This window comes from Nostoc cf. edaphicum LEGE 07299 (genome assembly GCF_015207245.1).
Lineage (GTDB): Bacteria > Cyanobacteriota > Cyanobacteriia > Cyanobacteriales > Nostocaceae > Nostoc > Nostoc edaphicum_B.
In genome coordinates, this window is the sequence record NZ_JADEXF010000238.1 from 1 (window position 1) to 6,240 (window position 6,240).

Genomic DNA, 6,240 nt, shown 5'->3' on the forward strand with positions numbered 1-6,240 from the left:
ACTAAAAGTAATACAAGCGATACCCAAACTAAAGAATTTTCACGAGAGACAAAAGCAGCAGCTTTTATCAGAGATGCTTTACCTGGTTCTCCACGATGTAAAATCTGTGGTGGCTGTCTCCCTACTCGTCTTAACTCTATAGATCATATCAAGAGAAAAGCTGATGGTGGTCTAGGGACTTTAGAAAATGCACAGTTGACTCATCCATACTGTAATACAACATACAAAAATTGAATATTTTAAAAACAAGTATGAAATTAGATATGGTGGTGGGGTAGTAGGATGCGCTAGCTTTCACTAAACCATCCTACTACTTCTTCATAGCCGGATACTGTTTCAACACCTGCTTTAAATATTGCCCAGTATAAGACCTGGGATTTTTTGCAACCTCCTCTGGTGTCCCTACAGCGATCAATTGTCCGCCTTTGTCGCCACCTTCTGGTCCCAAATCTATCACCCAATCAGAACAACGAATTACATCTAAGTTGTGTTCAATTACTAATATTGAATTACCTTTATCTACCAATCGTTGCAACACATCTAACAATTTGTGGACATCGTAAAAAGATAACCCTGTTGTCGGTTCATCTATTAAATAAAGTGTCTTACCTGTGGCGCGTCGAGATAGTTCTGTCGCCAATTTTACCCGTTGCGCTTCACCACCTGATAAAGTAGTGGCAGGTTGTCCTAGTTGGACATAACCCAAGCCGACATCAAATAAAGTTTGCAAACGCGCGATCGCTTTCGGTATATTCTGGAAAAAGTCTAAACTTTCCTCAACTGTCATTCTCAATACATCAGAAATCGACTTATCTTTGTACTTCACCTGCAAAGTTTCGCGGTTGTATCTTGCACCTTTACAAATTTCGCATTGCACGTAGACATCCGGGAGAAAGTTCATTTCAATAACATTTACACCCTGTCCGCTACAAGCTTCGCAACGTCCACCTTTAACGTTGAAGGAAAATTGTCCAGGTTTGTAACCCCTAGCTTTGGCTTCTACTGTTTGGGAAAATACATCCCGAATGGCATCGAAAATTCCTGTGTAAGTTGCAGGGTTGGAACGTGGTGTGCGTCCAATGGGAGATTGATCGATAACGATCGCTTTATCAATCGCGTTTAATCCCTGAATTTTATCCAAATGTCTCGGTAAGGGAACTTTCTTAGTTAAATGGTGTTGCAGAGATGGATATAGTAATTCGTTAATCAGGGTAGATTTGCCAGAACCAGACACACCAGTGATCGAGACGAGTTTACCTAGCGGAATGTCTACATCTATGTTTTGTAAATTGTTGCGATGGGCATTTTTAATTCCCAAACTGCGCCCATTCCCTTCTCGGCGTTCTGCTGGTGTGGTAATTACTCGCCTTCCTGATAAATATGCACCTGTCAAGGAATCTTCTGCTGCTAACAACGCCTGAAAATCACCTTGGGCGATAATATTTCCGCCGTGAATTCCTGCACCAGGGCCAATATCAACAATGTGGTTGGCTGCGCGAATAGTTTCTTCATCGTGTTCAACCACAATTAATGTATTACCCAAATCGCGCAATTTTGTTAAGGTTTTGAGCAACCTGCCATTATCTCGTTGATGCAAACCAATACTCGGTTCATCTAAAACGTAGAGAACTCCCGTTAATCCAGAACCAATTTGTGTTGCTAGACGAATTCGTTGGGCTTCGCCACCGGAAAGAGTCATGGCGGGACGGTCAAGGGTGAGGTAATCTAAACCTACATCTAACAAGAATTGCAATCTTGCTTTGATTTCTCTCAGGACTAAATCAGCAATTTGTAACTGGCGATCGCTCAACTTAAATTGCTCAATTCTCTCCCGACAATCTCGAATTGATACGGTAGTCAATTCTAAAATCCCATATTGTCCCAACTTCACCGCCAAGGCTTCTGGTTTTAACCGTTTTCCTTTACAAACCTCGCACGGTTGATCGATTAAATACTGCTCTAATTTTTGCTTAATTAATTCTGAACCACCTTCATACTGCCGTTGCAAAATTGGAATAGCACCTTTAAAACTCTGCTTTCTTTGAGCTTCTGCGGCTCGTTCATCTTTCTCGCCATACAGAAGAATTTGCTGCTGTTCTTCTGTCAGCTTGCCCCAATTTGTCTGTAACTCAAATCCATAAATCTGCCCTACACTATAGAGTAATTCCAAATAATAAGAATTATCTTTTTCTGACCAAGGCGCGATCGCAGCGTAAACTGGCGCTTCCCAGTCGGGTACGATCAAGTCTGGCGCAAATCTTCTTAAAGTCCCGATACCGTGACAGTGCGGACAAGCACCATAAGGCGAGTTAAACGAGAACAATCGTGGTGATAGTTCCTCCATTACCGCGCCATGTTCTGGACAGGCAAAGTTTTCCGAAAAGACTAACTCTTCTTCTTTTTCTTGTCCATCGTCACCAAGCAGACTCACCAGAATCGCCGCAATCCCACCCGATTGCTTGAGACACGTAGACAGGGAATCAACCAAACGCTCCTGAATATCAGCCTTTTTCACCAAGCGGTCAATTACCACTTCGATGGTGTGGGTAAAATTTTTATCCAATTCAATGGAATCTGACAGTTCGCGGATCTCGCCATTGATCCGCACGCGCACAAAACCTTGGGATGCCAGACTTGACAAAAGCTTACGGTGTGTGCCCTTCTTTCCCCGGACAACGGGTGCAAGAATTTGGAAGCGGGTGCGATCTGGTAATTCCATGATGCGATCGCACATCTCATCGATTGTCTGAGGGGCAATACAGCGATCGCATATCGGACAATGGGGTTCGCCAGCGCGACCAAATAACAGTCGTAAATAGTCGTAAATCTCTGTCACCGTACCGACAGTGGAACGGGGGTTATGAGAGGTTGACTTTTGGTCAATAGAAATTGCTGGACTTAAGCCTTCAATGGCTTCGACATCCGGCTTATCCAGTTGTCCTAAAAATTGCCGTGCGTAGGCGCTGAGGGATTCCACATAGCGACGTTGCCCTTCAGCGAAAATGGTATCAAAGGCTAGGGAAGACTTACCAGAACCAGAAACGCCAGTGAATACGATTAGGCGATCGCGTGGCAATTCCAAGTCAATATTTTTCAGATTATGCTGCCTAGCACCCCGAATCCGAATGGTATTCTGGCTGTTGTGGCTGGGGTACGGAAGATGTCCATTCAAGGATGCTGCTAGCTGTTTGTCTGACATATTGGGCGGCAAAGAGGGAGTTTCTTATGAAACAGTCCTTAATAATACTATCTTTAATCAGTTTATAGTAGAACAATCGTACTGTTTTAGTTAGTTATCATTCCAGATTCATGGCGCAGATATCCTTAAGAGTCTGCTAATTTGGAAGCATCCCGATTTAAATCCTTCTGAGGGCGAAGCTATGGTATCGCAAATCCAACCGCCGACCCAGCCAGAGGTCATCTACCGAGATAGTGACGGACAACCAGTGGCTAATAATACCATACAGTTTGGCTGGATTGTAGAAATTAAGCAGAATTTAGATTGGCTATTTGCCGACGATCCAAATGTATTTGTCGCGGGAGATTTATTTTGGTATCCCGTAGAGGGACGTAACAAAATCGTTAACGCCCCAGATGTGATGGTGGTATTGGGTAGACCAAAAGGCGATCGCTTATGCTACCAACAATGGAAAGAGCAGGGAATTGCACCGCAAGTGGTGTTTGAGATTCTTTCTCCCAGCAACACCCAAACTGAGATGGACAAGAAATTATTGTTCTACGATCGCTATGGGGTGGAAGAGTACTACATTTACGATCCCGATCGCAATAATTTGTGCGGTTGGTTGCGTGGCGAAGACGGTTTAGATGTCATCCCCCAAATGGGAGATTGGGTGAGTCCTCGGTTAAAAATTCGGTTTGCTCCATTACCAGAGGGTTTGCAGCTATATCGCCCTGATGGAGAACGGTTTTTAACTTATACAGAAATTTCTCGCAACGCCGAGCAAGAAAGGCAACGGGCTGAACAAGAACGGCAAAGGGCTGAACAAGAACGACAACGGGCGGAACTTGCAGAACAAGCCAGAAGAGATGCCATACCCCGATTATTGCAAATGAATTTGAGCATTGAACAGATTGCCCAAGCTTTGGGATTGTCAGTGGAAGAAGTGCGAACCCTTGCTCAGGAGTAACGCGGTATGCAATTTTTTAATCGGGTCATTAGAAATTGAATTTGTACTTGAGATATTCCGATCATGCTAGTCAATGCAGCCACCCATAATGTCACTTGGGAAAAGTTACCTGATGATTTTGTTTTAGACAACGAGCCAGTGGATAACATTAATCAGCCACTCTTGGCTGCTGCTTTAACAGAAAGCTTGGAACTTGCTGGCAGATTACCCGCCGATGCTTTAACCATCACTAACTACGGTATCTGCGCCAACTTGAATAATCGATTTGTGGTCAAAGCGCCAGATTGGGGATATGTACCATCTATTCGAGTCTCACGAGAAGAAGTGAAGCGCAGTTATACGCCACGACTTCAAGGTGATATTCCGGTAATTGTGATGGAATTTCTCTCAGATACCGAAGGTGGAGAGTATTCGAGTAAACCGACCTATCCCCCAGGTAAATGGTTTTATTATGAGCAGATTTTACAAGTGCCAAACTATGCCATTTTTGAACCAGAAGGGGGAGTGTTAGAAGTTTATCGGCGAGATAATTTAGGAAATTATGAACTGCAAACACCAGATGCAAATAATCGTCACTGGATTGCCGAAATGAACTTATTTTTAGGCGTATGGCAAGGCAGCCGAGAAAATCGCATAGGTTATTGGTTACGTTGGTGGAATGACAACGGCGAACTATTACTGTGGGGTTTGGAGTTAGCAGCAAAAGAACGGCAACGTGCAGAGAGATTAGCTGCTCAGTTAAAAGCGCTGGGAGTGGAACCGGAGGTTTAACTCGGAACTTCGACCTTTTTGCTCGGTCATTCGTGTTCAGAACTCGGAACTTCAGCCTTTTTGCTCATTCATTGGTGTTCGGAACTGGGAACTTCCACCTTTTTGCTCGGCGATTCGTGTTCGGAACTGGGAACTTCCACCTTTTTGCTCATTCATTGGTGTTCGGAACTCGGAACTTCGACCTTTTTGCTTGGTCATTGGTGTTCGGAACTTGAAACACCGAGTTCAGAACTGCGATCGCATCTCTAATTTACCAAGCGATCGCCTTTTTACTCTACATTTAAGCTGAGAATCACTACAAAAATTAGGTTTTAAACTGCGATATCTTCGATGGGCTTCGCCTACGCATCTCTAATTTACCAAGCGATCGCTCTTTTTGAATATTAACTCGCTATAACTCTCTCATTTCCCCGGTTGGTGAGCGAAGTCGAACCACATCTCCCTCATCTCTACTCCCTTGGACACACCTTAGCCGCATTAGGATGGGTAGCCAAATAACCCTTAAGCCAACTGCAACCCTGTGCTAATAAATCATCAAGATTCAGATTCCACAATTTGATGGTGTTGTCCCGACTGGCGGAAGCTAAAGTTTTGCCATCCGGACTGAAGACGACGCTGTTGACAAAACTGCTATGCCCTCTCAGGGTGGTAATTTCTTTGCCTGTGTCCCGATTCCACAATTTGATGGTGTTGTCAAGACTTGCGGAAGCTAAAGTTTTGCCATCCGGGCTGAAGACGATGCTGTTGATCAAACTGCTATGCCCACTTAGGGTGGTAATTTCTTTGCCTGTCTCCCGATTCCACAATTTGATGGTGTTGTCAGCACTGGCGGAAGCTAAAGTTTTGCCATCCGGGCTGAAGACGACGCTGTTGACCGGAGCGCTATGCCCACTCAGGGTGGTAATTTCTTTGCCTGTGTCGAGATTCCACAACTTGATGGTGTTGTCAAAGCTTGCGGAAGCTAAAGTTTTGCCATCCGGGCTGAGGACGACGCTGAGCACCGGAGCGCTATGCCCACTCAGGGTGGTAATTTCTTTGCCTGTCTCCCGATTCCACAATTTGATGGTTTTGTCATAACTTGCGGAAGCTAAAGTTTTGCCATCCGGGCTGAAGACGACGCTGATCACCGGAGCGCTATGCCCACTCAGGGTGGTAATTTCTTTGCCTGTCTCCCGATTCCACAATTTGATGGTGTTGTCATAACTTGCGGAAGCTAAAGTTTTGCCATCCGGGCTGAAGACGATGCTGATGACCTTATCGTTATGCCCACTCAGGGTGGTAATTTCTTTGCCTGTCTCCCGATTCCACAATTTGATGGTGT

General features: G+C 44.6%; 7 protein-coding genes, 1 pseudogene and 1 riboswitch. Of the genes and pseudogenes, 5 read left to right on the forward strand and 3 right to left on the reverse strand.

Going from position 1 to position 6,240, the window contains the following annotated elements; translation table 11 throughout:
- Window positions 1-234, forward strand: a 234-nt coding sequence (locus IQ229_RS09225; RefSeq protein ID WP_194043083.1) for an HNH endonuclease, incomplete at its 5' end; no start/stop codon positions are given.
- 76 nt (window positions 235-310) lie between these two features.
- Here the strand turns inward: IQ229_RS09225 and IQ229_RS24970 are convergent.
- Entirely contained in the window at window positions 311-640 is a 330-nt protein-coding gene (locus IQ229_RS24970) for a hypothetical protein (RefSeq protein WP_457852500.1), read from the reverse strand.
- A 1-nt stretch (window position 641) separates the two neighbouring features.
- Window positions 642-788, reverse strand: a riboswitch (Lysine riboswitch).
- Between the two features lie 429 nt (window positions 789-1,217).
- On the opposite strand from IQ229_RS24970, the gene IQ229_RS24975 reads away from it, so the two are divergent.
- The gene (locus IQ229_RS24975; protein WP_457852501.1) at window positions 1,218-1,421 is read left to right on the forward strand and encodes a hypothetical protein; all 204 of its coding nucleotides are present in this window, start codon (window positions 1,218-1,220) and stop codon (window positions 1,419-1,421) included.
- Between the two features lie 545 nt (window positions 1,422-1,966).
- Here IQ229_RS24975 and IQ229_RS24980 read toward each other — a convergent pair.
- Window positions 1,967-3,199, reverse strand: a pseudogene (locus IQ229_RS24980) (excinuclease ABC subunit UvrA); the annotation flags it as partial.
- Window positions 3,200-3,380: 181 nt separating this feature from the next.
- Between IQ229_RS24980 and IQ229_RS09235 the strand changes: the two are divergent.
- The 3 genes from IQ229_RS09235 (at window position 3,381) to IQ229_RS09245 (ending at window position 5,168) form a co-directional block, all read left to right on the forward strand.
- Window positions 3,381-4,148, forward strand: coding sequence for a Uma2 family endonuclease (locus tag IQ229_RS09235; RefSeq protein WP_194043087.1), 768 nt, complete (start codon window positions 3,381-3,383; stop codon window positions 4,146-4,148).
- 63 nt (window positions 4,149-4,211) lie between these two features.
- Complete coding sequence (locus tag IQ229_RS09240; RefSeq protein WP_194043089.1) at window positions 4,212-4,919, forward strand: Uma2 family endonuclease; 708 nt, start codon at window positions 4,212-4,214, stop codon at window positions 4,917-4,919.
- A gap of 60 nt (window positions 4,920-4,979) precedes the next feature.
- Window positions 4,980-5,168, forward strand: a complete 189-nt coding sequence (locus IQ229_RS09245; RefSeq protein ID WP_194043091.1) for a hypothetical protein — start codon at window positions 4,980-4,982, stop codon at window positions 5,166-5,168.
- 200 nt (window positions 5,169-5,368) lie between these two features.
- On the opposite strand, the gene IQ229_RS09250 is transcribed toward IQ229_RS09245, so the two are convergent.
- Window positions 5,369-6,240, reverse strand: an 872-nt coding sequence (locus IQ229_RS09250; protein WP_194043093.1) for a WD40 repeat domain-containing protein, incomplete at its 5' end; no start/stop codon positions are given.